Annotated in this window: 18 protein-coding genes and 1 pseudogene; 6 read left to right on the forward strand and 13 right to left on the reverse strand. The window is 70.8% G+C overall.

What is annotated here, in order from left to right:
• Nucleotides 1–419 precede the first annotated feature (419 nt).
• Nucleotides 420–2,696 (forward strand): choline BCCT transporter BetT, encoded by a 2,277-nt coding sequence (gene betT / locus PYS65_RS04490; protein ID WP_279332454.1) that lies wholly within the window; start codon nucleotides 420–422, stop codon nucleotides 2,694–2,696.
• A 209-nt stretch (nucleotides 2,697–2,905) separates the two neighbouring features.
• Here the strand turns inward: betT (PYS65_RS04490) and PYS65_RS04495 are convergent, their stop codons facing one another.
• The gene (locus tag PYS65_RS04495) at nucleotides 2,906–3,874 is read right to left on the reverse strand and encodes a DUF4232 domain-containing protein (RefSeq protein WP_279332455.1); all 969 of its coding nucleotides are present in this window, start codon (nucleotides 3,872–3,874) and stop codon (nucleotides 2,906–2,908) included.
• Between the two features lie 659 nt (nucleotides 3,875–4,533).
• On the opposite strand from PYS65_RS04495, the gene PYS65_RS04500 reads away from it, so the two are divergent.
• On the forward strand, nucleotides 4,534–5,352 hold the full coding sequence (locus PYS65_RS04500) for a M23 family metallopeptidase (protein WP_279332456.1): 819 nt from the start codon (nucleotides 4,534–4,536) through the stop codon (nucleotides 5,350–5,352).
• Between the two features lie 125 nt (nucleotides 5,353–5,477).
• On the opposite strand, the gene PYS65_RS04505 is transcribed toward PYS65_RS04500, so the two are convergent.
• Nucleotides 5,478–6,269 (reverse strand): SAM-dependent methyltransferase, encoded by a 792-nt coding sequence (locus PYS65_RS04505; protein WP_279332457.1) that lies wholly within the window; start codon nucleotides 6,267–6,269, stop codon nucleotides 5,478–5,480.
• A gap of 632 nt (nucleotides 6,270–6,901) precedes the next feature.
• Between PYS65_RS04505 and PYS65_RS04510 the strand changes: the two genes are divergently transcribed.
• On the forward strand, nucleotides 6,902–9,691 hold the full coding sequence (locus PYS65_RS04510) for a glycosyl hydrolase (protein ID WP_279332458.1): 2,790 nt from the start codon (nucleotides 6,902–6,904) through the stop codon (nucleotides 9,689–9,691).
• A gap of 114 nt (nucleotides 9,692–9,805) precedes the next feature.
• Here PYS65_RS04510 and PYS65_RS04515 read toward each other — a convergent pair whose 3' ends face one another.
• The 3 genes and pseudogenes from PYS65_RS04515 to PYS65_RS04525 form a co-directional block, all read right to left on the reverse strand.
• On the reverse strand, nucleotides 9,806–10,483 hold the full coding sequence (locus PYS65_RS04515) for an HAD-IA family hydrolase (RefSeq protein WP_279332459.1): 678 nt from the start codon (nucleotides 10,481–10,483) through the stop codon (nucleotides 9,806–9,808).
• Between the two features lie 306 nt (nucleotides 10,484–10,789).
• The gene (locus tag PYS65_RS04520) at nucleotides 10,790–12,220 is read right to left on the reverse strand and encodes an amino acid permease (RefSeq protein ID WP_279332460.1); all 1,431 of its coding nucleotides are present in this window, start codon (nucleotides 12,218–12,220) and stop codon (nucleotides 10,790–10,792) included.
• 129 nt (nucleotides 12,221–12,349) lie between these two features.
• Nucleotides 12,350–12,563 (reverse strand): annotated as a pseudogene (locus PYS65_RS04525) (universal stress protein); the annotation flags it as partial.
• Between the two features lie 612 nt (nucleotides 12,564–13,175).
• Here PYS65_RS04525 and PYS65_RS04530 point away from each other — a divergent pair.
• From PYS65_RS04530 to PYS65_RS04540, 3 genes are all read left to right on the forward strand, one after another.
• Entirely contained in the window at nucleotides 13,176–13,793 is a 618-nt protein-coding gene (locus PYS65_RS04530) for an allene oxide cyclase barrel-like domain-containing protein (RefSeq protein ID WP_279332461.1), read from the forward strand.
• Nucleotides 13,794–13,881: 88 nt separating this feature from the next.
• Nucleotides 13,882–14,391, forward strand: a complete 510-nt coding sequence (locus PYS65_RS04535) for a hypothetical protein (protein ID WP_279332462.1) — start codon at nucleotides 13,882–13,884, stop codon at nucleotides 14,389–14,391.
• A 740-nt stretch (nucleotides 14,392–15,131) separates the two neighbouring features.
• Nucleotides 15,132–15,935, forward strand: a complete 804-nt coding sequence (locus tag PYS65_RS04540) for an N-formylglutamate amidohydrolase (RefSeq protein ID WP_279332463.1) — start codon at nucleotides 15,132–15,134, stop codon at nucleotides 15,933–15,935.
• A gap of 58 nt (nucleotides 15,936–15,993) precedes the next feature.
• On the opposite strand, the gene betT (PYS65_RS04545) is transcribed toward PYS65_RS04540, so the two are convergent.
• The 8 genes from betT (PYS65_RS04545) to PYS65_RS04580 all read right to left on the reverse strand — a co-directional run bounded on the left by betT (PYS65_RS04545) (nucleotide 15,994) and on the right by PYS65_RS04580 (nucleotide 25,964).
• Entirely contained in the window at nucleotides 15,994–18,120 is a 2,127-nt protein-coding gene (betT, locus tag PYS65_RS04545) for a choline BCCT transporter BetT (RefSeq protein ID WP_279332464.1), read from the reverse strand.
• A 119-nt stretch (nucleotides 18,121–18,239) separates the two neighbouring features.
• A complete protein-coding gene (locus PYS65_RS04550) occupies nucleotides 18,240–19,814 on the reverse strand; it encodes a GMC family oxidoreductase (RefSeq protein ID WP_279332465.1) in 1,575 nt (524 codons plus the stop codon).
• Nucleotides 19,815–19,881: 67 nt separating this feature from the next.
• Nucleotides 19,882–21,348: an aldehyde dehydrogenase family protein gene (locus PYS65_RS04555; protein WP_279332466.1), complete on the reverse strand. Its 1,467-nt coding sequence runs from the start codon at nucleotides 21,346–21,348 to the stop codon at nucleotides 19,882–19,884.
• 360 nt (nucleotides 21,349–21,708) lie between these two features.
• Nucleotides 21,709–22,419: a (2Fe-2S)-binding protein gene (locus tag PYS65_RS04560; protein ID WP_279332467.1), complete on the reverse strand. Its 711-nt coding sequence runs from the start codon at nucleotides 22,417–22,419 to the stop codon at nucleotides 21,709–21,711.
• A 114-nt stretch (nucleotides 22,420–22,533) separates the two neighbouring features.
• Nucleotides 22,534–22,965: a (2Fe-2S) ferredoxin domain-containing protein gene (locus tag PYS65_RS04565; RefSeq protein ID WP_279332468.1), complete on the reverse strand. Its 432-nt coding sequence runs from the start codon at nucleotides 22,963–22,965 to the stop codon at nucleotides 22,534–22,536.
• A gap of 6 nt (nucleotides 22,966–22,971) precedes the next feature.
• Nucleotides 22,972–24,018 (reverse strand): ABC transporter substrate-binding protein, encoded by a 1,047-nt coding sequence (locus tag PYS65_RS04570; RefSeq protein WP_279332469.1) that lies wholly within the window; start codon nucleotides 24,016–24,018, stop codon nucleotides 22,972–22,974.
• Between the two features lie 15 nt (nucleotides 24,019–24,033).
• The gene (locus PYS65_RS04575; RefSeq protein ID WP_279332470.1) at nucleotides 24,034–24,855 is read right to left on the reverse strand and encodes an ABC transporter ATP-binding protein; all 822 of its coding nucleotides are present in this window, start codon (nucleotides 24,853–24,855) and stop codon (nucleotides 24,034–24,036) included.
• Complete coding sequence (locus PYS65_RS04580; RefSeq protein WP_279332471.1) at nucleotides 24,855–25,964, reverse strand: FecCD family ABC transporter permease; 1,110 nt, start codon at nucleotides 25,962–25,964, stop codon at nucleotides 24,855–24,857. Before PYS65_RS04580 ends, PYS65_RS04575 begins: the two co-directional genes overlap by 1 nt.
• Between the last annotated feature and the right edge of the window lie 4 nt (nucleotides 25,965–25,968).

Raw genomic sequence — 25,968 nt, forward strand, 5'->3', positions numbered from 1 at the left:
GTGCCGCCGGATGCGTCAGAAGCGGGGCGCGGCTCGCCGGTCCTTCGGGAGAGCGACGGTCCCGCGGTCGCCCGCGAGGCACCGGAGCACCGGCTGATCCCCTCCCCGCGCATCAGCGACCGACCGGTACGACCACACCCGGCTCCACGGTGAAATAAGGCACATTTCACCCACCGGACACGAAGCCTCCAACCGCTACCTGAGCACGGCGAAAGCCCAGGTCACAGCCGACGTCTGAGATCTCTGCCGAATCCGAGCGACTCACGGAGATCATTTCGTTAGGCGTTCTAATGGCTAGGTGGGGCCCCACGACAGAGCGCCCACTGTGCACGGCCTCCCCCATCCCTTCGGATCGAGGCCGCGGACGTCTGCCCACGCCGGCGCCCGCCTGAACCCGTCGCCGACAGGAGGAGGACTGCATGCCCGAAGCCGTACACACGCCCCGCCCCGGAGGCGAGCCTCCGAAGGCCCCGATCGAACGCCGCCACCTCGGCGGCACCGAACGGCGGCGCCCAGGCCAGGAGGCCGAGAACCGTCCTCCCGTCTCCAGTCAGGAACTCAGCAAGGCCCCCGCGGAACTCATCGAGGAGCCCGGCCCCAAGGTCAACTGGCGCGTCTTCGTCATCTCCTCGGCCGTCATCGTCGCCTTCTCCCTCTGGGCCATGTTCGCGCCCGGGCACGCCGCCGACACCATGCGGGCCATGGTGGCCTGGATCGCGGAGAACCTCGGCTGGTTCTACGTCCTGACCATCACCGTGGTGATCGTGTTCGTCCTCTGGGTCGCGCTGTCCAAGGAGGGCTCCGTCCGGCTCGGCCCCGACCACTCCCGGCCGCAGTACAAGCTCTTCACCTGGGTGGCCATGCTGTTCGCCGCCGGTGTGGGCATCGACATGCTCTTCTACTCCGTCACCGGGCCCATCACCCAGTACATGGCTCCACCGACGGGCGAGGGCCAGACCGGCGCGGCCGCCCAGGACGCCGTGGTCTGGACCATGTTCCACTACGGCGTGGCCGGCTGGGCCATGTACTCGCTGCTCGGCATGGCCATGGGCTACTTCGCCTACCGATGGGGCATGCCGCTGTCCATCCGGGCCGCCCTGTACCCCCTGCTCGGCAAGCGCGTCCGCGGCGGGATCGGCGACACCATCGACATCGTCACCCTGGTCGGCACCGTCTTCGGCGTCGCCACCTCCATGGGCATCGGCGTCGTGCTGCTGAACGTCGGCTTCGCCTGGCTGTTCGGCCTCCCGGAGGGCCTGGCCCTGCAGATCGCGCTGGTGGTCGTGGCCGTGATCATGACCATCGCCGCCTGCACCTCGGGCATGGACAAGGGGATCCGGCTGATCTCCGAGCTGAACATCTGGAGCGCGGCGGCCATGCTGCTGTACATCCTGGTGACCGGAGAGTCGGCGTTCCTGCTCAACGCGCTGGTGGAGAACATCGGCCGGTTCGTCTTCTCGCTGCCGGAGCGGACCCTGCAGACCTTCGCCTACCAGGAGGGGGGCTCCGAGTGGATGGCCGGCTGGACCCTGTTCTTCTGGGCGTTCTGGCTGGCCTGGGGCCCGTTCGTGGGCCTGTTCCTCGCTCGCATCTCCCGCGGCCGCACCCTGCGCGAGTTCGTCATCGCCGCCGTCACCGCCCCGGTGCTCTGCGACTTCCTGCTCGTGAGCATCTTCGGCAACAGCGCCATGCGCCAGGTCCTGGACGGGAACACGGAGTTCGCCCAGCAGGCCGTGGACAGCCCGGAGAAGGGCTGGTTCGCGCTGCTGGAGATGTTCCCCGGCGCCGCCTTCCTGATCGGCCTCGGCACGCTGTCCGGCCTGCTGTTCTACCTCACCAGCGCCAACTCCGGCGCCATGGTGATGTCCAACTTCTCCTCCTCGATCCCCAAACCGTCGCAGGACGGGGCGAAGTGGCTGCGCGTCTTCTGGGCGGTGCTCACCGCGGTGCTGACCATCGCGATGCTGGTGGCCGGCGGGGTCACCACCATGGAGTACGCGACGCTCATCTTCGCCCTGCCGGTGACGGTCATCGCCTGGCTGGTGATGGCCTCCTTCTCCAAGGCCCTGCGCATGGAGCGGGCCGAGCGAGAGGGCCGGATCCTGCGCCGGCAGTCGACGGCGGCGCACGGCGGCCACGTGCCCGAGCGCACCTGGCGCCAGCGACTGGAGCGGATGCGTTCCTACCCCTCGAAGAAGCAGGTGGCCCAGTTCATGGAGCGCACCGTGCAGCCGGCGCTGGCCGACGTGGTCCGCGAATTCGGAAAGCAGGACCACCAGGCCACACTGGACCCGGTCCCGAACGAGCACACCGACATCTCCGGCCACGCACTGGTGGTCACGATCCCCGAGCACCGCGACTTCCACTACCAGGTACAGGCCGTCGAGGCCCCGGTGCCGATGTTCGGCGGACGCATGTCCCGCCAGACGGACGTCTACTACCGGGTCGAGGTGTTCACCCAGACCGGCTCCGAGGGATACGACCTCATGGGCCTGTCCCACCAGCAGGTGATCGACGACGTCCTGGACCGCTACGAGGCCCACCTGGGCTTCCTCACCTACTCCACCCAGCACGACTACGCCTCGGTACTCACACCGTCACCCGCGACCACCACGGGCGCCACCCCGGTGGTGGAGCCCGCGGAGCCGCAGAACGGCGCCGGCACGGACACGGCGGACAGCCGACCGAAGGCGTAGGCACCGCTCCACCGGAGCGGCCGGTGCCCGCGCCGGCCGCTCCGCACCCCACGCCTTCGCTCAGGTGCACGGTGGCGGGCACCGCCCGGGCCCCTGGGGCCACCCCCACGACAGCCGGCCGCGTCCCCAGGAGTTCGTCGTCTGCGACCGCAACGAGGACGGCGCGGGATCGCCCCGGCCCCCACGGTCGACGAAGTGAGGGGTGTCGTCTAGCGTTCCGCTTTTTCCCAGGGTCTGACCCCGAGCTTTCCGGTGGTTCCGAGGTCGAGGTGCGGGGTCACCGTCACCGGGGCGGCGCCCTCCTTCGCCCGGACCCGCACGTGGGGCACGTTCACCGCCGTACCGAACTCGGTGGTGTTGCGCCAGAGCAGGCCGGCGGTCGCCGACTCGCCGGGCTCGAGCGTGACGGGCCGGGGCGGTTCGTCGGGCCCGGCGCCGGTGGTGATCTCGCCGCTGCCGTCGAGGATCTCGACGCCGTCGACGGGCTCGAGGTCCTCGTCCAGGAGTTCCAGCAGCGGGTAGCCCTCGACGGTGTAGGCGCGCGTGCCGCAGTTGTCGAGGTGCAGGCCCACGACGCGCAGCCCCATGGCCGCGTCGCCCTCGTCGGTGCTGATCCGGATTCCGGAGGCGGGGCACGTGCCCGGTTCGGCCGGTGCCTCGCCCGCGGGGACCTTGGTCACTTCGAGCACCTCGGCCTGCGTCACCCGCGGCGCGGTGGGCGGCAGTTCCCCGGCCCGGACCGCGCCCCGCACGATCTGGCCGGGGCCGACGTCGCGCACGGTCTCGGTCTGGTTGGTCACGGCCCCGCCGTCGCCGCTCTTGAAGGTGAAGACGATCGAGTAGGTCAGGGTCTCGGTGCCCTCATTGGTGACCTCGTAGCCGGCGGAGACCCCCGAGTCCGCGTCCGAGCCCGTGGTGAGCCCTTCGGCGGAGACGGAGTGGCTGCGGGTGGGCGAGGGGGAGGCCGACGGGAGGGTCAGCGAGGTGATCCGTGCGCCGTCCTTGCCCGGATCGTCGATCTGTGTGCCCTCCTGCGACGCGGCCGTGCCGGCGCCGGTGCTCCCGGCACCCGCGCGCTCCGTCCCACAGGCTGTGAGCAGCAGAGCGGTCGCGACGAGAACCGACAGTAAGGGGGTGATGGCGGCGAGAGCCGGGCGGAGGTCGGTGGGTCTGCGCATCCGGTCATCCCATCAGGGTGTGGTCCCTGCTCGTGCGACGGGGGCACAGTTCCGGTCACAGGGACGTCACAAGCGGGGGCGGGGAGATGTCGGGAGACGTCGGGGAAACGCGGCCCCAGAAGCGGCTACTCCCCGTTCGTCGATTCCCCCGGTCCATGCTCGGCCCGACGAGCGACCGGGACAGCAGCCGCAAGATCGGCCGACCAGACCGATTCACCGGACCAACCCCTCCAACTCCTGGGCGAACAAGTGGACTTACCGCTTCCGGTTCTCCGCCTCCACCACGGTCTCGAGCATACGCAGCCCCCGACACCCCTCTGACCGCAGACCTCCCGGGACCCGCGTACACCCGGGAGGCCCACAGACCCGGGGCTGCGGACACGTGTCGCGCAGGGTGCGTACGGCCCGGTGCGGGGCCTCGGCCGTACGGGCGACGGCGGCCCCGATCACGTCGTCGATGTGCCACAGCGAGCCGACCGACGGGAGGGAAGCCCGCCGTCCGAAAAGCGCTGACGATGTGGACGGCTCGTCGGCGTGCTCTAGGGACTCCCCTAACTCCGCCGAGGGAACTGCTGCGCACACGTCAAAGTTCGGCATTCTGGGCCCGTCCGCGCATGAGGAGACCGATCCTCCACGCACTTCGCAGTTCGGAGACAGCATTGCGATCGATACGCATGGCCCTGCTGGGCCTCGTGGCCCTCGTGGGCGGCCTGCTCGCGGCGACGCCCGCGCAGGCGGCGCCCCTCTTCAAGGCACCCTTCGCCTGTGGCCAGAAATGGACGTACAGCCACCACTCGGCCGAGGTCCGTCGCGCGCTGGACTTCGTCCGCAGTGACGGCGGCACCACCAACGGCTCGCCCGTGCTCGCCTCGGCCTCCGGAACCGCCACCCGGCACTACCAGGCGAACGGCGCCGGCAACTACATCAAGATCGACCACGGCGGCGGCTGGCAGACGTACTACTTCCACCTGAGCGCCTTCTCCGTCGCCAGCGGCTCGTACGTCGGCCAGGGGCAGCGGATCGGCACCACCGGCAACACCGGCAACAGCTTCGGCGCGCACATCCACTACGAGCAGCTCTACAACGGCGTCGGCCAGAACATCAAGATCAACGGAACCTCGCTCGCCTACCCCGGCTCGTACGGCAGCCACCACCTGACCAGCGACAACGGCTGTGGCACCGGCACCGGCACGTACTGGGTCGACACCTTCACCAACGCCACGGGCTACGCTCAGCCGAACACCAACGACGCGCAGGGCGTGCTGAACGCGGGTACCCACTACGTGTACTGCAAGGTGTGGGGCCAGGAGATCCGCGGCGCGAACGGCACCTACAACCACTGGTGGCTGAAGACGGACCTCGACACCACCTACGCGGGCAAGAACGGGCGTGGAGCGTACGTCTCCGCGTACTACCTGTCGCGCTGGGGCAACGACGAAGCGCGTGACAACAACGGCACCGTGATCCAGAACTGCTGACGCCTCGTCACCGAACGCACCGGGCCCGGCCGCTGCCTCGTGAGCGGCCGGGCCCGGTGTGCGGGGCGCCGGCCCTCGCCGCGCGGGCGTCACCGTCCGGGCGTGGACGCCGCGGTGGGCCGGCGCTACGGCTTGCGTGCCACGCCGCCGAAGTCGTCGACCTCGACGGCCGGCTCGCCGGACCGGCCGGGACGCCACCGGGAGACGGAGACGACACCGGGATCCAGCAACTCCAAACCGGCGAAGAACCGGGTGAGTTGCTTCGGGCTGCGGTTGATGCGGGGGTTGTCGCTCGCCGCGTTCCACTGCTCGATCATCTCGCGCATCTGCCGCGGGTCGAGGACCTCGGTGTCGTCGCAGAGCACGAGGTGGCTGCCGGAGGGCAGAGCGTCCAGCAGACGGCCGACGAGGCCGTAGACGGTGTCGTCGGTGATGTGGGCGGTGACACCCAGCAGTATCAGTGCGACCGGCTGTGTGAAGTCCAGTGTCCTGGTGGCCTGTTCCAGGATGTTCTCCGGGTCGCGCAGGTCGGCGTCGATGTAGTCCGTCGCGCCTTCGCGGGTGCTGGTGAGCAGCGCCGCGGCGTGGGCCAGGACGACCGGGTCGTGGTCGACGTAAACGATCCGGGCCTCGGGGGCGAGCCGCTGGGCGACCTCGTGGGTGTTGTCCGCGGTGGGCAGGCCGGTACCCACGTCCAGGAACTGGCGGATGCCTGCCTCGCCGACGAGGTACTCCACCGCCCGGACGAGGAACGCCCGCTGCGCCACGGCGATGTCAAGGATCTCGGGGTTGGCGCTCGCGATCCGGTCCCCGACCTCCTCGTCGACCCCGTAGTGGTCCTTGCCGCCGAGCCAGTAGTTCCAGATCCGGGCGGAGTGCGGCACGCTGCTGTTGATGACCGGACGCTCAAGTGTCATATGTGCTCCATGAGTTGGGCGGACGACGCTCCAGAACATAGGCGTGCGGGCCATCGAGCACCCGGTGAATCGGATCTCCGGTGGCCGGAGGCCGAGTTCCGCCCTGCCCGCCGGCGTGCGGTGCGGGAAGTTCCGCGGGCTCGGAGCCGGGCCCGGGGCCGCGAGGCCGGGGACGGGTGCCGTGCGGAAAACGTGAGCAGTCGGCGGACAGGTGTCACGTGAGCGCTCGAATGAGTGGCATCAGGACAGTGGTGGCCGAAGTGCTCACGCTTTCGGGAGGGCGTGTCCTGCCCAGGGGCGCGGGTGAGTGTCCCGGTGTCGCACGTGTCGAGGCCGCCGAGCGGCATGGCCGGTCCCGGCCCTCGGTGGCACCTTCAGGTCCCTTGCACCACCCGCAGGGGCACCGTCCTGACGTCAGGGCGGTTCGTGCGCACGAGGGGCTCTCCTGCATCCGCCGGAAGGGAGCCTCCGGGGGCGCTCGCACCGTCAAGTCGCGAAGACATAACGGGGTTTAGGTCCGGTACCACCCGCCCGCCGTGTTCAAAGTATTGACACGTGCATTACAGCGGCTTTACGTTCCGGCCACCTGAGAGCGCTCTCAGACTCCCCCCTGTCACGACGTGAGGTGCCCCATGCCATCCCCCCGCGCCCGCACCAGACCGGCAGTAGTGCTGCTGCTGTCCTCAGCCCTCGCCGTCGTCGGCCTGGGCCCGGCCGCCACACCGGCGGCCGCCGCCACCGTCCCCGTGGGCTCCGGCAGTTACTCCGACACCCGGCCCGCCGGTACGTCGGGTCCCACCACCAACACCGGTGCCCCGGTCACGCCCAAGCTGACCGCCGCCGCCCGGAACCGGCCCGTGCCCACCAACGACTGGTGGTCCTCCCTGGCCTTCCAGCGCTACGGCGACAACCCGTACTCGACCCCCATGTACGGCCACCCCCTCACCTACCAGGCCACATCCGGCGGGCTCGACGTCGGCTACCCGACGACCCCCGCGATCGTCGGTGACGGCCGCCAGTACGAGTACGCCCACAAGCGCGACCTCACCATCGGACTGACCGGCCTCAACTCCCCCGACACCAAGGCCGACGACTGGTCCGACTGGACGGTCACCCCCTACTGGTCCGACGGCGCCCGCACCCTGCGCACCACCATCGGCCACGGCTCCCCGTTCGTGTACGCCAAGGGCTCCGGCGGCAACGCCCAGATCACCACCGCCGGCGCGCCCACCGTCTTCGCCGACCAGGGCAACGTCCTCGGCATCACCGTCGCCGGGCATCACTACGCCCTCTTCGCGCCGACCGGCAGCGACTGGAACGTCGCCGGTTCCACCGTCACCGCGGGTCTCGGCTCCAAGGACTACTTCTCCGTCGCCGTGCTGCCGTCCACCGGCGCGCTGGCGACCTTCAAGAAGTACGCCTACAGCTTCGTCACCGACTCCAAGGCCACCTGGAACTACACCGGGGGCACCGTCAAGGCCACCTACACGCTCACCACCGAGGCGAAGGAAGGCACCGAGCGCGGCACGCTCCAGGCCCTCTACCGCCACCAGTGGCTGAACACCACGGACCCCCTCACCTCCCACACCTACGTCTCACCGCGCGGCACCATGAAGGTCCGCGAGTCGGCCTCCTTCACCACCAGCCAGAAGGCCGCGGCGGTGCTGCCCGCGCTGCCCAAGTCGAACGGCGTGGACGCCGCCCGACTGCGCGGGTACCTGAACGACGTCGTGAACGCCTCCGACCCCTTCTCCGGCGCCACGGACACCTACTGGACCGGCAAGGCCCTCGGCCGCCTCGCCCAGCTCGTCCCGGTGGCCGACCAGATCGGCGAGACCGGCATCCGCGACCGGCTGCTCGGCCTGATGAAGGGCAAGCTCCAGGACTGGTTCACCGCGGGAGGCGCGAACGAGTTCAGCTACGACAAGGACTGGAAGACGCTCACCGGCTACCCCGCCTCCTACGGCAGCGACACCGAGCTCAACGACCACCACTTCCACTACAGCTACTACGTCTACGCGGCGGCGATCGTCGCCCAGTACGACCAGGGCTGGGCCGCCGAGTCCGCCTGGGGCGGCATGGTCAAGACCCTCGTCCGGGACACCGCCAACCCCAGCCGCACCGACACCGCCTTCCCCTTCCTGCGCGGCTTCGACGTCTACGCGGGCCACAGCTGGGCCTCCGGGCACCAGGGCTTCGCCGCCGGCAACAACCAGGAGTCCTCCTCCGAGTCCACCAACCTCAGCGCGGCCCTCGTCCTGTGGGGCTCCGCCACGGGTGACACCTCGCTGCGTGACCTCGGCACCTTCCTGCTGACCACCGAGTCGGAGTCGATCGCCCAGTACTGGTTCGACGCCGACGAGCAGGTCTTCCCGTCCTCCTTCGGCCACGACACGGCCGGCATGGTGTGGGGCAGCGGCGCCGCCTACGCCACCTGGTGGACCGCCAACCCCGAGGAGATCCACGGCATCAACGTCCTGCCCGTGACCGGCGGTTCGCTGCACCTCGGTGGTGAGAAGGCCGCGATCCGGCGCAACATCGCCGAGATGGAGCGGGAGAACGGCGGCCCGGCCGTCGAATGGCGCGACCTCCTCTGGGAGTTCGAGTCCTTCGCGGACCCGGCCGCGGCCAAGGCGAAGTGGGACGCGGGCCACGCCGGCTACACCCCGGAGGAAGGGGAGTCGAAGGCGCACACCTACCACTGGATCAACACCCTCGCCGCCCTCGGTGCCCCGGACGCCACCGTGACCGGTGACATCCCCACCTCCGCCGTCTTCACCAAGGGAACGGCCCGCACCTACGCGGCCCACAACCACGGAGCCACGGCGCGCACCGTGACCTTCTCCGACGGCAAGACCCTCTCCGTGCCGGCCCGTTCCACCGCGACCGGCACCGGAACCGGGTCCACGGACCCCGACCCCGAGCCGGAACCGGAACCGCCGACCGGCAACACCTTCCAGCTGCGCAGCGGTGGCGCCCTGACCACGGCGACCGGTGGCACGGCGGGCAGTGACACCATCGCCTCCGCCGGCGGCACCAACCGCGACGGCACCCCGTACCAGCCCCTGGTCTACGAGGTCCGCGGCGTCAACGGCACGCTCGCCCCGGGCGCGCAGACCGCCTTCCGGCTCCAGGTGGACGCCGGCACCACGGTCGGCCTCGGCCAACAGGCGCGGATCAGCTACGACTTCACCGGCGACGGCAGCTTCGACCGGACCGAGACGTACCACTACTTCGCGACCGACCCGGTCACCGGCTGGGAGGAGTACACGCAGGCACGCGGCCTCAAGGCGTCCACGGGCACACCGGGCAACCTGAACGGCGGCACCGTGCGCCTCGAGGTGTGGAGCGCCATCGGCAACGGCACCTCGAAGCTCCAGACGGGCACGGACAAGTCCGTACTGGTGATCCCCTACAGCTGAACCCGCGAAAACCGGCGGCGGGCATCGGCATCCGGCCGATGCCCGCCGCACCGGCATGCCCGGGACGCTGGGGAGCGGCTGTCGGCGGATCAGACGGGCGGGGGCGGCCGCAGGTCAGCCGTTGAGCCTCTGGTGGACCTCGTCGACCGTGGCGGCCAGGTCGCTCAGGTCGGGGCGGACGGCGTGCGCGATCGAGGGGTCGTCGCTCGCGTGGAGACGGTTGATCCACACGCGGGTGATGTCGAGTTCACCGGCCGGAACCATGTCGTGGAAGTAGCTCTGCGCCACATGCACCCAGCGGTCACGGGTGACGCCGAGGGACTTCTCGAAATGCTCGAAGTGGTCGTGGGCCGGCTTGTAGGCGCCGGAGTCCTCGGCGGTGACGACCGCGTCGAACCGGACCCGCAGGCGGCGCTGGGTCTCACCGATGATGACGCGGTCGCAGTTGGTGAGCAGGGCGAGGTTCCAGCCGGACTCCCGCAGCTCGCGCAGGGCCTGCCGCGTCTCGGGGAAGACCGGCCAGAACGGGATGCCGGCCGTCAGGACGCGGGCGTCGTCCTCCAGCAGATCGATCTTCGCCTCGGTGGCCGTGCGCTTCAGGGCCTCCGCCAGGACGTCGCCGTAGCGCATGGAGGGGTGCTCGCGCTGCACCTGCGGCTCGTGGCGGTTGTAGACGTCCAGCAGCTCCCAGCCCTTACCGGGCGCGACCAGTTCGATGCCGGTGGCGATGCCGTGGCGCCAGTCCACGAGGGTGCCGAAACAGTCGAAGGTGACCCAACGCTTCTCGCTCATCGATCTTCCTCCGGGTCGCAGAAGGAGCCGCGACGGCGTCCGCGGCACGACCACAGGCCGGGCCACAGGCCATGGGCGCCGCCGACAGTCGGATTGTCCACGATCTCGGACCCGGGCGCTTTTCGTCAGCTGCCCGAGGTGCGTGTCGAGTCGTGCTCAAGCTGCGGGATCCGCCCTCGCGGCGGGCCCGGACCGGTGGCCCTTCTCTCGTGACGCGAGGGCACCTGCCGGTCGGCGAGTACGGCCCGCACCCCGGGCGGCTGCGGCGGCAGCCGGAACAGAAGGCTCATCCGGACCACTCGTCGATCACGACGCGACACCGCCCTGGCGCTTGGCCAGCTCCGATCGCTTGTACGAGTACGAGAAGTAGACCCCGCACCCGATCAGGAACCAGACGACGAACCGCACCCAGGTCTGCCACTGCAGGAACGTGATCAGCCAGATCGAGAAGATCACACCCAGCGCCGGCACGAACGGCATCCCCGGGGTACGGAAGGCGCGCGGCAGGTCCGGCTGCCGGTAGCGGAGCACGATCACCGCCGTGCACACCACCACGAACGCCAGCAGGATGCCGATGTTGGTCAGTTCGGCCGCCTCCTCGATCGGCAGGAAGCCGGCGATGGCGGCCGACGCCACCCCGACGATCCACGTCACGCGCGTCGGCACGTGTCGCGTGGGGTGCGTCTTCGCGAACCACTTGGGCAGCAGCCCGTCCCGGGACATGGAGAACCACACCCGGGTCACACCCAGCATGAACGTGAACATCACCGTGAGGATGCCGATGATCGCGCCCACCGCGATCACGTCCGCCAGCCGGTCCAGCCCCACCGACTGGAAGGCGGTCGAGAAGCCGCTCTCCTTGTCGATGTCCTTGTAGTTCTGCATGCCGGTCAGCACCAGGCAGGCCGCCACGTACAGCACCATCGCGATCGCCAGCGAGTAGATGATCGCCTTCGGCATGTGCCGCCGCGCGTCCTTGGACTCCTCGGCCGCCGTCGACATCGCGTCGTAGCCGAAGACCGCGAAGAACACGGTCGCCGCACCGGTGAACGCCCCGCTGATCCCGTAGGGGAAGAACGGGTGGTAATTGGCGGTGTTGATGTGGAAGACACCGACCCCGATCACCACCAGCACGACCAGCACCTTCAGCGCCACCACGATCGTCTCGAAGCGGGCCGCGCTGCGGATGCCGAGGGTCAGCAGCCAGGCGATGAGCAGGCACAGGAGCGCCGCGAACAGGTCCACCTTGTGCCCGGCACCGGTGCTGGGCGCGCCCAGCATCCAGGCGGGCAGCCGCGCGCCCATGTCCTCGATCAGGAAGCTGAAGTAGCCGGAGATGCCGATCGCGACCACCGCCACGATCGCCGTGTACTCCAGGAGCAGGTCCCAGCCGATGAACCAGCCGGCGAACTCGCCGAGCACCGCGTAGCCGTAGGTGTAGGCCGAACCCGCCTTCGGGATCATGCCCGCGAACTCGGCGTACGACAGGGCCGCAGCCGCGCTGGCCACGCCCGCGATGAGGAAGGACACCAGCACCGCGGGGCCCGCCGTACCGTTGGCCACCGTACCGGCGAGGGTGAAGATGCCCGCGCCGATGATGCCGCCCACACCGATCGCGGTCAGCTGCCACAGCCCCAGCGTCCGCTCCAGCCGAGGTCCCTCACCGGCTTCCGTCTCCTCGATGTGTTCGATGGGCTTACGGCGCAGAATGCCCTCGCCCGCCCGGAGCCCGGCCATGTGCCTCACCTCTTCGCCTACGGCAACGGCTGACGACGGATCATGCCGACTCAGCGCCGCCGGATCGGGGAGGACCGCCGTGCACGCGGCCGGACCGCGGCGAGGCGGCAGTCGGTCCGGCCCACCGGCCTACGGCACCACCGTCACCTGCCATCGTCCGCTTCGACCAGGTGGACCGCGACCGAACCGACGCCCCGGGGGCCGGCCTGCTCGGCGGCACCCACCACCGCGTCCGCCTTCAGCCCGGCGACGGCCCTGACCAGGCCGTTGTACGGGTCGTCGCGGAACGTGTGGAACGGCCGGCGAACCCGGGCACCCCCTTCAGCCGTTCGGCTGTCTCCCGGAGCCACCGGGCGAGGCCGACGGCCTGCGCGGCGGCCCGTATCGAGGAGTCGGAGCCGTCCACCCGACGAGGGCCTTCGGCCCCTCCGTGCCCCGCAGAGTGATCACGACTCGATACGCGCCCCGGCACAGTGGTCCACTCCGCGGCTGGGGTGCGGTGAAGTCATCGCCCGAGACCCCGGTGCCGTCGGATCCCGCCTTCGTGCCGTTCGTCGGTGGGTGCGAGCCCGGCGGCAGTGGCGACGAGGGCGGCGGTGCGGGAAACAGCGCCGCGGGGGGGCCTTCTTCCCGTTGCCACCGGGAATGCACCCCAATGGCCTCGATCCTGGCCCGCTGTGGAGCACGTCGCCGTCACCGCCCTTAATGTTTCCGCTGGAAGGAGGGGCCGTCATGAACGCATCCGGACGACATTCGTCACACCAAGAGGGACCATGACGAACTCTCCCAGCAACGCCGCGGGCCTTCTCGTACGTTCTCGCCCACGGTCCCTGGATCTGCTCGGGTGCCCTGCCTGCTGTGAACCGATCCCAGGCGTCGCCGTCCGGCGGCATCGGCGCCGGACCAAGCCCGGGCGGCCCTGACTCTGTTCCTTCCCACCACCACGGAGGCGACCATGGGCTTCGTCGGCCGACCCTTCATTTTCCTCGCCGTTGCGGTTCTCGGCGGCTCTGCCGGGCTCGCTCTCATCGGATCCGCGTCGGCCGACGTGGTCCCGCGGAAGACGGCCGAGACTGCGGCACCCCACCCTGCCGACGGCTCCTCGGCGAAAAGCCGCACCCTCCGCGTGGAGGCCCGGCTGCGCGTCGGCGAAGAGCTGGATCTGGGTGCAACGGGCCGCAGCGTCGGCGATCAGTTCCTCTTCAGCGGGGATCTGGTCTCGACCGAGGGGCCGGAAGACCGCTTCGTCGGACGCTTCAGCGGGTCCTGCGTCCTCACCGACCTCGAACGCGACACGGGACCGTGCTCGTCGACCGCGGTGCTACCGGAAGGACAGATCACCGTCCAGGGCGAGCAAGCCGGAATTCCGGTACCGAGCCCGGTCGTCAACGCGATCACCGGAGGCACCGGAGAGTTCCGTAAGGCGCGTGGCCAGGTGACACAACGGGTGCTGACGCCGGCGACCTGGCACCTCACCTTCGAAGTTTTCGACGTGCAGCCTCATCGGACCGGGGACGGTCGCAGTCCGTCCGAGGCGCCGATGCCCACACCGTTGCCCTCCCCCGGCAAGTAGCCGCGCCAGGCGGTGCCGCCGCCGCCCGGGACGCGGTGGCGAGAGCAGTGGTCCGCGACCCGCACCCCTCACCACACAGGGAGACGTCGTGATCAAGAACTTCCGCACACTCCTGAACTGGGGCGTCGCCCTGGTCACCGCCACGGCCGCCACCGTCACGATCGGCGCAACCACCGGTGGCCCGCCGAACCCGCTGCCGGCCGACCCGCCGACCCGCCCGACGGCCGGTCAGGAGAAGGAACCGCAGAGCGATTCCCGGGCGGCGGAGCGCCGGCAGATCGCCACATCGACCCTGGACGGGGACGCCAAGTTCACACTCACCGCTCTGCGGTCGCAGACCGATCCGCTCGCGGCATCCGTGCGCCTCCAGGTCTTCACCTTCGAGAACGGTGTGTGGAGGGAGTCGGACCGTGCTCTGGTCGGTGAGGCGGATGCCTGGTTCTGGTTCCCGCTGACCGGCCGCCACGCGGTGTGCGAGTTCTCCACCGCCGGTACGGAGCCCGCACCGGTCGCCGTCAGCCTGCTGATCACGCCGTCGATCGGCTGTTCACCGACCGAGGACTTCCGGATCGAGAACGGGCAGATCATCCCCGCCTGACAGCGGCCGGGCACCGTCGTCGCCCGCCGTCCACAGGGGGAGACGACGTGCCGGAAGTCCTCCGGCGTGCCGGCCGGGCAACCGACGCCGCAGCGATTCCGCCTCCCGGTGAGCACCGGGCGGCGGGCGGCGGGCGGCGGGCGGCGGGCGGCGGGCGGCGGGTTCAGCGTCGGTGCGTGCGGTGGCGGGTCCCGCAGGGCCAGGACCAGCAGCCACTGCGCCCGGTCGGGGGCGAGGACCGACGGCTGACCCGGATCAGGGCGCACAGCGTGGACATGCACGAGGACACCACGCGCTCCAGGACCTCGTCGTGCGGGCGGTCGCCCGCGGGGGCGTGGTGGTCGGCGGCGTGCACCGGCAGGAGAGGCAGCGGACCCGTCGGGCACCGCCACACCCGGCACCTCTGCCGTTCGGTCGTGTCGGCGAAGTCGCCTGTGCCTTCAGGGGCTTGGGGGGCGAGGACGGGAGTGGCGTCCGTGTCCCACAACCGTTCCAGGGGCGCCATGACGGTCTGCCGGCTGGGCCCCAGGACCACCCCCAGCGAAACCGTTACACTCTCGCACGTGAAGGATTGACGACGCTTTCCCTTCCATGGTTAGGTGTCCGTGCTTCCGGCGGTGGCCGGGGGGACGCCGTCGGAAGCACCAGTCCCCTGTCCCCGTCCCCGTCCAAGGGCGGGAAGCGCGCTTGCTTCCCGACGTACGACCCATACGGATCCGACGCAAGGAGCACCATCCGCGATGCACGACACCTCACCCTCCTTCCAGCTGCTGCCCGGCTCCCCCGACTCCCCCGTGATCCTGCACGTCCCGCACTCCTCGCGGGTCGTGCCGGCGGAGGTGCGGAGCGGGATCACGCTCGACGACACCGCCCTGGAGCGGGAGTTGGACCACATGACCGACTCGCACACGGCCCAGATCGCGGAGCTGGCCGCCGGCCGGGTGCCCTCCGGTACGCCCTGGCGGTTCGTGAACCGGCTCTCCCGTCTGGTCGTCGACCCCGAGCGGTTCCCGGACGAGCGGGAGGAGATGCTGGCCGTCGGCATGGGGGCGGTGTACACGGGGACGTCGCACCGAGGTGAGCTGCGGCCGGGCGACCACGACGGACGTCCGCTCGTGGAGCGGTACTTCCACCCGTACGCCGAGGCCATGACCGACGCGGTCGCCGGGCGGCTGGACGCGGTGGGGCGGGCGGTCGTCATCGACGTGCACTCGTACCCGACCGAGCCCCTGCCGTACGAGCTCCACGGCACCGGCCCCCGCCCGCCGATCTGCCTGGGCACGCACCCCTTCCACACCCCGGCCGGGCTGCTCGCCCGCGCGGAGAAGGCGTTCGCGGGCTTCGGCGGTACGGGGGTCGACAGCCCCTTCGCGGGGACGTACGTACCGCTCGCGTACTACGGGAAGGATCCGCGGGTGAGCGCGCTGATGATCGAGATCCGCAGGGATCTGTACATGGACGAGCCGGGCGGCCCGGCGGGGCCGGGGCTCGCCGTGCTGGCGGAGGCGCTGGCGGAGCTGGTGCGGTCGGTCCACTCGGAGTAGGCGTCCGGGCCGCCGCCCGCCACCCTGCCACCGGCCCCGCGCAGGGGCCGGGCGGGGCCTACTCCTCCGGCAGGTGCGCGTCCGGTGCGTCCAGGCGGTGGCTGGGGAAGCTCGAGCGGGTGGCCGCCTCGTGGCGCATCCGCAGGAACTCCAGGTGCCGCTCGTACTGGTCGAGGGCGTCGGCGATGAGCTGTTCCTTGGTGTACCCCATCACGTCGTAGTCCTGGTTGCCCTCGGCGAGCCGGACCTCGAAACGTACGTAGGTGTCGTGCGTGCTGACCGATCGGGTGGCGAACGCGGGGGTCGGCAGCACGACGGGCCGGACCTCGTAGAGGAATTCGTCGCCGGGGCCGATCGGCACCCGCAGGCCGACATGGGGAAGGCCGTTCTCCTCGTCGACGCCCTCCAGGACCTCCGCCTCAGCTCCTTGCTCCCGCAGCTCCTGGGCGACCTCCTGGAAGGCGGGACGGCACACGTGGTCGACGAATCTCACGGCCGCCCGCCTGCCGGGGAACGCCATCGTCCGCGCCAGTCGATGCCGCCAGTTCGGCGCCCCCGGCAGACCGTGCTGCGTCATACGTCCGGAGAGCCTCCCGGGCAGCGTGGTGATCCTCGCCTCCGCCCGCATCCGCTCGGTGCGCAACGCCAGATAGAGCCCGGCCATGATCAGGAACATGACGAAGGAGAAGGGCAGCCCCATGATGATGGTGGCGTTGGTGAGCGCGTGCACACCGCCCACGATGAGCATGGCGAGGGTGAGCAGCCCTGTCGCCACCGCCCAGAAGATGCGCAGCCACGTCGGCGCGTCGGTCACCGGGGTGGGCAGCTCCGCGCTGAGGTTGCCCATGACCAGGGCCCCGGAGTCCGCGGAGGTGACGTACAGCAGCAGCCCGACGAAGGTCGCGAGTCCGGCGCTGAACAGGAACCCCGGATACTCCGCCAACAGGTTGTAGAAGCCCTGCTCGGGGACGTTCATGGCCGTTTCGCCGAACGCGGTGTTCCCGTCGCGCACCAGGAACAGGGCGCTGTTGCCGAAGATCGACAGGAAGAGGCCGGTGAAGAGGAACGGGATGATCAGGGTCGCCGCGATGAACTCGCGCAGGGTGCGGCCTCGGGAGATGCGGGCCAGGAAGAGTCCGACGAACGGCGCCCAGGCGATCCACCAGGCCCAGAAGAAGAGCGTCCACGCGTCCAGCCACTCGACGGGCTGGTCGTAGGCGAAGGTGTTCAGGGTCATCGAGGGGAAACGGCTGATGTAGTCCCCGACGTTCTGGACCACGGCGTTGAGCAGCCGGAACGGTTCGCCGACGACGAGGATGTAGAGCATCAGCAGGGCGGCGAGGACGACGTTGAGCTGTGACAGCCTGCGGATGCCCTTGTCGACGCCGGAGGCCGCGGAGAAGGTGGCCATCCCCACCGCGACGACGATCAGGGCGATCTGTGCGGCCAGCCCCTCTTCCACGCCGAAGAGGACTTTCAGGCCGTAGTTCAGCTGCACCACGCCGATGCCGAGCGTCACGCCGATGCCGAACACGGTGCCGATGATGGCCGCCAGGTCGACGGTGTCGCCGATCCGCCCGTGGATGCGTCGGCCGATGAGCGGGTAGAGCGCGGAGCGGATCGCGAGCGGCAGATGGTACCGGAAGGAGAAGTAGGCGAGCGCCATGCCCATCAGCGCGTACATGCCCCAGCCGGTGATGCCGTAGTGGAACAGGGTCCACACCACGGCCTGCCGGGCGGCCTCGAGCGTCTCCGGATCGCCCTGCGGCGGCGCGAGGTAGTGGCTGACGGGCCCGGAGACCGAGAAGAACATCAGGTCGATGCCGATGCCCGCCGCGAACAGCATGGCCCCCCAGGTGAAGACACCGTAGTCGGGCCTGGAGTGCTTGGGGCCCAGCTTGACCGTGCCGTACTTGGACAAGGCGATGAAGACGACGAACAGCAGGTACAGGGTCGCGGCGAGGAAGTAGTACCAGCCGAACCAGTGGGAGATCTTGCCGACCGCCACGCCGATGACCGTTTCCGCACCGGAGGGGGTGATGATCGCCCAGATCGAGATCGCGAGGATGAGGGAGGCCGACCCGAAGAAGACCACGGGTTTGAGCCGGACCGTGCCCATCGGCACCTCCTCCGCCGCCATCTCCTCCGGCACGGCTCCGGTGCCCTTGTCTCCATCGGTCGACACGGTCGAATTCCCCCTTCATTCAGGACGAGGACAGGGACGAGGGCACCGGCTCTCGACGGCCGGCGGCATGCGCGGCGGGCGGAAGACCTCTCGCCGGTGCCCGCAGGTCCGCGGACCGGTCACCGTGCCGTCGCCTTGCCGGTGGGCCCGGGCTTGCCGGTGAGCAGGTCGGCGGCGCGTTCGGCGGCGAGCAGGACGGTCACCATGGGGTTGATGGTGGGCATCGTCGGGAACACCGACGCGTCGACGATGCGTACGCCCTCGACGCCGCGCAGCCTCAACTCCGGGTCGCAGACGGCCATCGGGTCGTCCGCCGCGCCCATGCGGCAGGTGCCCGCCGGGTGGTAGACGGTGTGGGCCGCGCGGCGCCCGTACTCCGACAGGTCGGCGTCGGAGGTGACGTCCGGGCCGGGCGCGACCTCGCGGACGAGCCAGCCGCTCAGGGGTTCGGTCGCGGCGACCTCCCGGGCCAGCTTGAGCCCTTCGACGATGGTGCGCTCGTCGTGGCCACCGGGGTCGGTGAAGTACCGGAAGTCCAGGGCGGGGTGCTCGGCCGGGTCGGAACTGCGCAGCCACATACGGCCGATGGAGCGGGCCCGGGGCACGTTCGGCGTCATGCACACCCCGTGCTCCGGGACGGGGTAGCCCAGGCGTTCGGTGTTGACGGTGAACGGCACCTGGTAGAAGTGGAACATCAGATCCGGGCGCGGCTGCCCCTTCTCGAGACGCAGGAACAGTCCGGCGTCGGAGTCCATCGCGGAGTTGGGCGGCAGCGGCTCCTTGGTCTCCCAGACCATCACGGACTCGGGGTGGTCCAGCAGGTTCTCCCCCACGCCGGGCAGGTCGACCTGTACCTCGATGCCCAGGCGGCGCAGGTCCTCGGCCGGGCCGATACCGGACAGCATCAGCAGGCGCGGGGTGTCGATGGCGCCGGCGCACAGCAGGAGTTCGCGTTCGGCGCGCACGGTGGCGGGCTCACCGTCGGCGCCGCGGACGGCGACCCGGGTCAGCCTCCCCGACTCGTCGGTGAGCAGCCGGTGGGCCCAGGTCTCCAGGAGGAGGGTGAGGTTGGGGCGGCGGTCCATGACGGGGTGGAGGTAGGCCACGGAGGTGGAGGACCGCAGGTTGCCCTCCGGTTCGTAGGCCAGGGAGAAGAAGCCGGTGCCGTCGGCGAAGGGTTCGGCGTTGAAGTCGTCGATGACGGGGACGCCGGTGGCGCGGGAGGCGGCGGTGACGAAGTCCTTGGCGATGGGGTTGCGGTCGGCCTCGGCCACCGGGACGATCTTGGTGAGCAGCCGGTCGCGGTAGGGGAGGATCGTCGCCGGGTCCCAGCCGGTGCAGCCGTGGGCCACCCAGTCGTCGAGGTCCTGCGGCAGCGGCAGGAAACTGATCAGCGTGTTGTGGGAGGAGCAGCCGCCGAGCACCCGGGCCCGTGAGTGCAGGATGTGGGAGTTGCCGCGCGGCTGTTCGACGGTGGTGTAGCCGTAGTCGAACTCCGAGCCGAGCAGGTTGATCCAGTTGCGCAGACGCAGGATGCGCTCGTCACCGACGTCGCTGGGGCCGCCCTCGATGACGCAGACACGGCAGTCGGGGTCCTCGCTCAGACGGGCGGCGAGCACACAGCCGGCGGTGCCGCCGCCGACGATGACGTAGTCGTAGGAGGACTCGGCGCCGTGCGGGGTGGTGGAGGCCATGGGATGCCTTTCTTCGGTGGCCGTCGGGAGGGGCGGGCGGTGTGCCGCGTCGTGCTGCCGTGCCTGGTCAGCCCTTGAACCAGCCGGAGGGCCCCGGGGCGAGGTTCTGGTAGATGTGCTTGGCCTCCTGGTACTCGCGCAGGCCCGTGGGGCCCAGCTCGCGCCCGACGCCGGAGCGGCCGAAGCCGCCCCACTCGGCCTGCGGTACGTAGGGGTGGAAGTCGTTGATCCACACGGTGCCGTGCCGCAGCCGCTGGGCGACGCGCTGGGCACGGCTCGCGTCGGAGGTCCACACGCCGCCGGCCAGGCCGTAGCGGGTGTCGTTGGCCAGCTCCACCGCCTCGTCCTCGGTGTGGAAACGCTCGACGGTGACGACCGGTCCGAAGACCTCTTCCTGCACGATGTGCATGGACTTGTCGCAGTCGGCGAAGACCGTCGGCAGCAGGAAGAAGCCGCGGCTCAGCGCCGGGTCGTCGGGGCGGGTGCCGCCGGTGACGAGCCGGGCGCCCTCCTCCCGGGCGACGGCGATGTGGCGTTCGACCTTGTCACGGTGCTCGGCGGAGCTGAGCGGGCCGCTCTCGGTGCCCTCCTCCATGCCGCTGCCCAGGCGGATCGACTGGGCGCGCCGGGCGAGGGAGTCGACGAACCGGTCGTACAGGGAGTCCTGGACCAGCAGGCGTGAACCGGCGGAGCAGACCTGCCCGGCGTGCAGGAAGGCGGCGTCCAGCGCGTAGTCCACGGCGGCGGCGAAGTCGGCGTCCTCGAAGACGATGTTGGGGTTCTTGCCGCCCAGTTCCAGGGCGACGGTCTTCGGCCCCTCGGCGGCGGCGGCCATGATGGCGCGTCCGGTGGCCAGGCCTCCGGTGAAGGACACCAGGTCGACCTCGGGATGGCCGGTCAGGGCCGCGCCGACGGTCGCCCCGGAACCGAGCACCAGGTTGGCGACGCCGGGCGGGGCGCCGGCCTCCTCGATCAGCCGGATCATGGCGATCGTGGTGAGCGGTGTGGTCTCGCTGGGTTTGAGGACGAAGGTGTTTCCGGCGGCCAGCGCCGGCGCCACCTTCCACGAGGCCTGCAGCAGCGGGTAGTTCCAGGGGGCGATGAGCGCGCACACCCCGACCGGCTGGTAGACGACACGGCTGAGGACGTCCGGGCCGACGTCCACGACACGGCCGCCGTCCTTGCCCGCGAGTTCCGCGAAGTAGCGGAAGGCGTTCGCCACGTCCTCCACGTCGAAGCGGGACTCGGTCAGCGTCTTGCCGGTGTCGGCGGTCTCGGTGCGGGCGATCTCCTCCTTGTCGCGCAGCAGCAGGTCGTGGACGCGCATCAGCAGGTCGGCGCGCCGGCGGGTGGGGGCGTTCGCCCAGTCCCCCTCGTCGAAGGCACGCCGGGCGGCGCGCACCGCGCGGTCCACGTCGGTGGCGTCCGCCTCGTCGACGGTGGTCACGACGGAGGCGTCGTACGGGTTGACCACCTCCCGCCGCCCGCCGGCCGCCGCCTTCGTCCACTCGCCGTCGATGTACAGCTCGCCCACCGTGGGGCCTCCTTCGCGTCCGGCCGGTACCGATCGGTTGCCGGTCGGCAACACGGTCATCGTGCGGTCGGCGGCTCCGGGGCGCACGGCCACCGTCGCGACCGGGTGGTCCGGGTGCCCCGGGCGGGCTAACGAACGGACGGGGTGGGAGGACCGGACGGGGCGGGAGGACCGGACGGGGCGGGAGGACCGGAGGAGCCGACCGGGACGGGACGGTCGGGACGGGAAGGTCGGGACGGGACGGTCGGGACGGGAAGGTCGGGACGGGAAGGTCGGGACGGGACGGGCCGGACGAGCCGGTCGGGAGGTGTGCGCGGGGTTGACGCGTGGGGCGTTGTCCCGGCAGCGGGCGTCCCTGTGTCAGGCCGGCGGTCCGTCCCGGCCGGCCAGGCAGCAGTCGCCGCACTTCGAGCCGTCCGGCACCCGGTAGTAGAGGCAGCAGCTGCGGCGGCGGAACGTGAGCCCCGGGCCGGTGATCACTCCGGTGCCCGCGAGCCGTCCGGTGTCCAGCAGCCGGGTGGTGAGGTCCGTGAGCGGCTCGTGCAGCTCGGGGCGGGCCGACAGCAGGACCTGGGCCGATCCGACGAGCGCGGAGGCGGCGTTCCCGTCCAGCAGTCGCGGGGCGATCTTGACACGCAGTCCGCTCTCGAGCGCGCGCAACTGCCGCATCACCTGCTCGTTCAGGGCGAGAGCGGGGTCGGGGAGCCGCTCGGCGTACCAGCCGGCGGGGCGGGGCAGGCAAAGGGCCGGTCCGTCGTCGGCACGCCGCAGCTCCGTCAGGTCCGGGACGATCCCGTGCAGCAGCACGCACGCCAGGGCAGGGGACCAGAGGCGGGCCGCGTGCCCGAGGTGGGCGATGGACACGCCGATCCGCGGTTCGCCGGTGCGGTACCGCCGCGCGACGGCTTCGGCCAGGTCGGTGAAGCCGCGCGCGGCGGACCGGTCGAGCAGGTGCCGGCCCTCGTCCGGGCCGCCGACGGGCAGGACGAAGAAGCCGCCGAGGGCCGCCACCTCGTGCAGGGCCGCGGTGACGGCCTCGGTGGGTGCCTGAGCCTGAGCGTGTTCGGTCATGCCGGGGCGTTTCCTTTCCGGCGGGCGCCGCGTCGTGGGTTCGAGGGAGGCGTGGTGACCCGCTCGTGTGGACAGCGGCACCGGCCCTGAGGGGGCGGCCTGGTGAGCGCGGCCTCAGAGGGCCGTGCCCCGCCGCGGCGGCCTGACGGTGTAGAGGTCGAGGATGTCCGGGAGGGGCGCGACGCCGGGGCCGCCGGCGTGCGCCCAGGCGACGATGTCCTCGATGGCGTCGGGGTCGTTGACCAGCCCCAGCCAGACGGGCCGGCCGCCGGCCGACCGGCCCGCCGCGGAGGGCTGGACGACGATGACGTTGGCCTGTTCACACAGGTCCAGGCAGGCGGACACCCGTGTCGGAACCGCCGCGCGCAGGCGCGCCGTCTGCGCCGCGTGGTCGACGCCGGGCACCTTGGAGCTGCCGCAGCAGCAGTCCCGGCACACGACGACCCGACAGGGCGCGGGAGCGTTCGGCGGGGCGGGCAGCGGAACGGGCAGCGGGGCCGTGGCCTGACCGGACGTCACTTCGACCGGGTTCACGTCGACGGACATACGTCCTCACCCCTCTCCCCGGGGAGATCCGCCCCGGTCGAAGTCCCGCAGCTCTGCGGCGAGTGAGGTGACGGCCGCGGGGTTGCGCGGGCTCTCCACCAGGTCCACGTAGTCGAGGACGACGATCCGGTCGTTCTTGACGGCCGAGACCTGCGCGAGCGGCGGATAGGACGTCAGGAACTTCCGCTTCTGGTCGGCGCTGGTGTCCCCGTAGTCGTTGATCACGATCACCTCCGGGTCACGTTCGACGACGGTTTCCCAACCGACCGTCGTCCAGCTGTCCTCGAGGTCCTTCATGATGTGGTCACCGCCCGCTTTGGTGATGATGTCGTGCGGACCCGCGTACGCACCCGAGGTCAGCGGCTTGTCCCGCCCGTCGTCGTAGAGGAAGACCCTCGGACGGTCCGCCCCCTTCGGCGCCTTCGCCTGCGCTTCGGCCACCTGCTTTCGGAACGTCGCGACGAGGGTGGTGGCACGGTCCTCGACGTCGAAGATCCTCCCCAGGTTCCGCAGGTCGGTGTAGAGGGCGTCGAGCGGCGACATCACGCCCCGTGCCTTCCCTCTCCCGTTGCGGCACGACTCACTCAGCAGATACGAGCCGACGCCCACCTCCTCCAACTCGGCGGGGGTGAAGCCGGTTCCCTCGCTGAAGCCGTAGTTCCAGCCGGCGAAGACCAGATCGGCGCGGGCGTCGAGGACCAGCTCCTTGTTGATCCGCTCCTTCGAGAGCCACTCGGTCTTTTGGTAGGCGTCCTTCCAGGGAACGGACGTGAGGTCGCCCTTGTCGTCGGGCATCACATAGCCCGCCATGTGCCCCTCGAGCCCGAGCGCGAACATGATCTCGGTGATGCCGACGTCGTTGGTGACCACGCGCCGGGGCGCCTTGTCGTAGGTCTTCTTCTCTCCGCAGTTCTCCACGGTCACCGGATAGTGGCCGTCACGGGCCGCGGAACCGTCCTTCTCCCCTTCCTGCGAGGTGACCTGCGCACCGCAGCCGGTGAGGAGCAGGGCTGTGGCGAGTGCGAGTGCGGCGGGGCGCACCGGGTGCGGCATGGTGGCGGTGACTCCTCAAGTAGCGGACTGAGCGGGCTGATCGAGCTGATCGGACCGGGCGGACCGAGCGGGCAGGAGGCGGTCGAAGAGCAGTTGTACGGCGCCGGTCTCCGGATGCGGGACGCGATGCGCCCGCACGCCGAAGACCTCGGCCAGCAGCTCGGGGGTGAGCACCTCGTGCGGAGCGCCGGAGGCGACGATCCGGCCGCCGTCGATGACATGGAGCAGATCGCAGTGGAGTGCGGCGAGGTTGAGGTCGTGCAGCGCGGTGAGCACCGTCAGCCCGCTGCCGCGCACCAGAGCGAGCAGTTCCAACTGCTGGGCGATGTCCAGGTGGTTGGTGGGTTCGTCGAGCACCAGCACCCGGGGTCGCTGGGCGAGCGCCCGGGCGATCAGGACCCGTTGCCGCTCGCCGCCGGAGAGGGTGAGGAAGCCGCGGTCGGCGAGGTGACCGGCGCCGACCCCCGCCAGCGCGGCCTCGCACGCCCCGCGGTCCTCGTCGGTGGTCCGGGCCGCCGACCGCTGATGCGGCAGGCGTCCCATCGCCACGACCTCGGCGACCGTGAAGTCGAATTCGGTGACCGCCTCCTGGGGCAGTGCGGCCACCCGGCGGGCGCTTTCCCGCGCACTCATGGCGTACAGGTCCTCGCCGCCGAGCCGGACCGTACCGGCCGAGGGGCGCAGCGCCCGGTAGACACAGCGCAACAGGGTCGATTTCCCACTGCCGTTGGGCCCGACCAGCCCGACAAGCTGTCCCTCGGCCGCGCCCAGTGTGACCTCTTCCAGCAGCCGGGCGCCGTCGGCCTCGACGGTCAGTGCGTCGACGTCGACCTGCATCACATGCCCCCGAAGGTGTAGGAACGGCGGCGCATCAGCAGGACGAAGCACGGCACGCCGATGGCCGCGGTCAGTACGCCCACCGGCAGTTCGACCGGCGCGAGCACCACGCGGGACAGGATGTCCACCCAGATCAGCAGGACGGCTCCGGCGAGCGGTGCGACGGCCAGCAGCCGCCGGTGGTCGGCGCCGACGAGCATCCGCACGGCGTGCGGAACCATCAGTCCGACGAAGCCGATCGCCCCGCTCACCGCCACCACCGCCCCCGTGACGGCCGCGGAGACCAGGAACAGCTCCTTGCGCAGTCTCCCCGGGTCCACTCCCAGCGCGGCGGCCGTCTCGTCGCCCATGGCCAGGGCGTTCAGCCGACGCGCCGACCACCCGAGGTGGACCAGGCCGCCGAGCACCGCCCCCGCGGCGATCGGAACGGAGGCCCAGTTGGCGCCGCCGAGGCTGCCGAGCAGCCACATCATCGCGGAACGGGCCGCCTCACCGCGCTCGGCCACGAACACCATGAACGTGGTGACGGCCGAGAAGCCGTAGAACATCGCGGTGCCCGTCAGGACGAGCCGCAGCGGGCTCAGGCCGCGAGGGGTGCGGGCGATCGCGTACACCAGCACCATGGCCAGGAGCGCGGAGAGGAACGCCGCCGTGGACAGGGCCCAGACGCCGAGCGCGCCGAAGGCTCCGAAGATGAGCACGGCGTTGGCGCCCACGGCCGCGCCCGAGGAGATGCCCAGTACGTACGGGTCGGCGAGAGCGTTGCGGACCATGGCCTGCACGGCGACGCCGATGGCCGACAGTCCGGCCCCGACGATCGCGGCCAGCACGGCCCGGGGGAAGCGCAGCTCCCAGACGATGGTGTACGCCGGCACCTGGCCGGGGGTGATGGAGCCGCCCGTCAACCCGGCCCACAGATGGTGCAGCACCTCGCCCCAGGCGATCCCCGACGCCCCGATCCCCACCCCGCAGACGAGGGACAGGGGCAAGGCGGCGCCCAGGCCGGTCAGGAGAAGGGGCAGCGGCACGCGTCCGGGGGACCCGGTCCCAGCTCCGGTACGGGGCGTGCGGGCGGGCGTGGCAGGGTCGGTTCGGAGGGTGGTGGCCACGGAC

Origin of the sequence: Streptomyces cathayae (assembly GCF_029760955.1) — a bacterium.
In the GTDB taxonomy this organism is placed as follows: domain Bacteria; phylum Actinomycetota; class Actinomycetes; order Streptomycetales; family Streptomycetaceae; genus Streptomyces; species Streptomyces cathayae.

What these genes read in the sequence shown, in the direction of transcription:
- betT (WP_279332454.1), top strand. Translation starts at nt 420, where the DNA reads ATGCCCGAAGCCGTACACACGCCCCGCCCCGGAGGCGAGCCTCCGAAG.
- PYS65_RS04495 (WP_279332455.1), bottom strand. Translation starts at nt 3,874, where the DNA reads ATGCGCAGACCCACCGACCTCCGCCCGGCTCTCGCCGCCATCACCCCC.
- PYS65_RS04505 (WP_279332457.1), bottom strand. Translation starts at nt 6,269, where the DNA reads ATGACACTTGAGCGTCCGGTCATCAACAGCAGCGTGCCGCACTCCGCC.
- PYS65_RS04510 (WP_279332458.1), top strand. Translation starts at nt 6,902, where the DNA reads ATGCCATCCCCCCGCGCCCGCACCAGACCGGCAGTAGTGCTGCTGCTG.
- PYS65_RS04515 (WP_279332459.1), bottom strand. Translation starts at nt 10,483, where the DNA reads ATGAGCGAGAAGCGTTGGGTCACCTTCGACTGTTTCGGCACCCTCGTG.
- PYS65_RS04520 (WP_279332460.1), bottom strand. Translation starts at nt 12,220, where the DNA reads ATGGCCGGGCTCCGGGCGGGCGAGGGCATTCTGCGCCGTAAGCCCATC.
- PYS65_RS04530 (WP_279332461.1), top strand. Translation starts at nt 13,176, where the DNA reads ATGGGCTTCGTCGGCCGACCCTTCATTTTCCTCGCCGTTGCGGTTCTC.
- PYS65_RS04540 (WP_279332463.1), top strand. Translation starts at nt 15,132, where the DNA reads ATGCACGACACCTCACCCTCCTTCCAGCTGCTGCCCGGCTCCCCCGAC.
- PYS65_RS04550 (WP_279332465.1), bottom strand. Translation starts at nt 19,814, where the DNA reads ATGGCCTCCACCACCCCGCACGGCGCCGAGTCCTCCTACGACTACGTC.
- PYS65_RS04560 (WP_279332467.1), bottom strand. Translation starts at nt 22,419, where the DNA reads ATGACCGAACACGCTCAGGCTCAGGCACCCACCGAGGCCGTCACCGCG.
- PYS65_RS04565 (WP_279332468.1), bottom strand. Translation starts at nt 22,965, where the DNA reads ATGTCCGTCGACGTGAACCCGGTCGAAGTGACGTCCGGTCAGGCCACG.
- PYS65_RS04570 (WP_279332469.1), bottom strand. Translation starts at nt 24,018, where the DNA reads ATGCCGCACCCGGTGCGCCCCGCCGCACTCGCACTCGCCACAGCCCTG.
- PYS65_RS04575 (WP_279332470.1), bottom strand. Translation starts at nt 24,855, where the DNA reads ATGCAGGTCGACGTCGACGCACTGACCGTCGAGGCCGACGGCGCCCGG.